Annotated in this window: 1 protein-coding gene; it reads left to right on the top strand. The window is 59.5% G+C overall.

The window, feature by feature from the left end:
- The coding region (locus HU764_RS27455) for an immunoglobulin-like domain-containing protein (protein WP_338109089.1) at positions 1-2,527 on the top strand (2,527 nt) is incomplete at both ends.

Genomic DNA, 2,527 nt, shown 5'->3' with positions numbered 1-2,527 from the left:
TGCGCTGACCTTCACCCTAAGCGATGGCACCACCGTCATTACTGTGCCGGCCAACAGCACCACTGGTTTCACCACCGTGACTGCCCCGGACAACGTCTACACCGGTATCAACGATCCAGTGATCAAATCGATCGCTTCGGTTGATGGCGCGGATGTCGGCAAGTTCGAGAACCTGGTTCTGGATAAAACGCCGGTCAGCACTGCTGTCACTGACGAACCAGGCTCGGGTACTCCAGGCGCTGGCAACGAAGGCGACTTGGTCAAAGTCACCATCACCGCCGATCAGGTTTCGGTCGCTGAAAACGTGAAGCCGACCTTCACCGTTCACATCAACACCGCGCTGGCTCACGACCTGGTCGTGACACTGAGCAACAACGCCACCGTTACTATCAAGGCTGGCGAAACCAGCGCGCCGTACACCCACGAAGCGCAGGGCGACGACGTCTACAAAGACGCCGGTGAAATCGAGTTGGGCGTGAAGTCGGCAGCGGACATCGATGGCCGTGCCTTCGAAAACCTGCAGCTGGGTGACGCAGCGTCGGTCAAAGTGACTGACACCACCGACGACGTGGTGGCCAAGCTGACCGCTACGCCTTCGGTCACCGAAGGCGGTGCGATCACCTACACCATCACCCTGACCAACAAAGACGGTCTGCCGATCGACAAGCATTCGGCGCTGACCTTCACGCTGAGCGACGGCACTACCGTCATCACCGTGCCGGCCAACAGCACCAGCGGTTTCACCACCGTGACTGCTCCGGACAACGTCTACGTCGGTACCAACGACGCGGTGATCAAATCGATCGCCACCGTCGATGGCGCTGATGTCGGTAAGTTCGAAAACCTGGTCCTGGACAAGACGCCGGTCAGTACTGCTGTCACTGACGAGCCTGGCTCGGGTACTCCAGGCGCTGGCAACGAAGGCGATCTGGTCAAGGTCACCATCACCGCCGATCAGGTTTCGGTTGCTGAGAACGTGAAGCCGACCTTCACCGTTCATATCAACACCGCGCTGGCTCACGACCTGGTCGTGACCTTGAGCAACAACGCTACCGTCACCATCAAAGCTGGCGAAACCAGCGCGCCGTACACTCACGACGCGCAGGGCGACGACGTCTACAAAGACGCCGGTGAAATCGAGCTGGGCGTGAAGTCGGCAGCAGACATCGATGGCCGTGCCTTTGAAAACCTGCAGCTGGGCGATGCCGCTTCGGTCAAAGTGACCGATACCACTGACGATGTCATCGCCAAGCTGACCGCCACCCCTTCGGTCACCGAAGGCGGCGAGATCACTTACACCGTCACCCTGACCAACAAAGACGGCCTGCCGATCGACAACCATGCGCCGTTGTATTTCACCCTGAGTGACGGCAAAACGGTCATCACCGTGCCAGCCAATAGCACCACCGGTTTCACCACCGTGGCTGCCCCGGACAACGTCTACGTTGGTACCAATGACGCGGTGGTCAAGTCGATCGCCAATGTCAGCGGCGCAGACGCCTGGAAGTTCGAGAACCTGGTTCTGGACAAGACCCCAGTCAGCACCACCGTAACCGACGAGCCGGGCTCGGGTACTCCAGGCACCGGCAACGAAGGCGACGTGGTCAAAGTCACCATCACCGCCGACCAAATCTCGGTCGCCGAGAACGTCAAACCGACCTTCACTGTCCACATCAACACTGCCTTGGCTCACGACTTGGTCGTGACCCTGAGCAACAACGCGGTTGTGGTGATCGAGGCCGGCAAGACTTCGAGCGAGCCGTATACCCACGACGCACAAGGCGACGACGTCTACAAAGACGCCGGTGAAATCGAGCTGGGCATCAAATCCGCCGTCGATGTTGACGGTCGTGCCTTCGAGAACCTGCAGCTGGGTGATGCCGCGTCGGTCAAAGTCACTGACACCACTGACGACGTGGTGGCCAAGCTGTCCGCGACCCCTTCGGTCTCCGAAGGTGGTGAAATCACTTACACCATCACCTTGACCAACAAAGATGGTCTGCCGATCGATAACCACGCGCCGTTGTACTTCACCCTGAGTGACGGCAAAACGGTCATTACCGTCGCGGCCAATAGCACCACCGGCTTCGCTACCGTCACCGCGCCGGACAACGTCTACGTTGGTACCAACGACGCGGTGGTCAAGTCGATTGCCAATGTCAGCGGCGCAGACGCCTGGAAGTTCGAAAACCTGGTTCTGGACAAGACCCCAGTCAGCACCACCGTGACCGACGAGCCGGGCTCGGGTACTCCAGGCACCGGCAACGAAGGCGATCTGGTCAAGGTCACCATCACGGCTGATCAGGTTTCGGTTGCCGAGAACGTCAAACCAACGTTCACCGTTCACATCAACACCGCCCTGGCTCACGACTTGGTCGTGACCTTGAGCAATAACGCTACCGTTACCATCAAGGCCGGCGAAACCAGCGCGCCGTACACTCACGACGCGCAGGGCGACGACGTCTACAAAGACGCTGGCGAAATCGAGTTGGGCGTGAAGTCGGCAGCAGACATCGATGGCCGTGCC

Source organism: Pseudomonas kermanshahensis, from assembly GCF_014269205.2.
Classification (GTDB): Bacteria; Pseudomonadota; Gammaproteobacteria; order Pseudomonadales; family Pseudomonadaceae; genus Aquipseudomonas; species Aquipseudomonas kermanshahensis.
The sequence above is the reverse complement of the archived record's forward strand: the minus strand, read 5'-3'. Positions and strand labels throughout refer to the sequence as shown.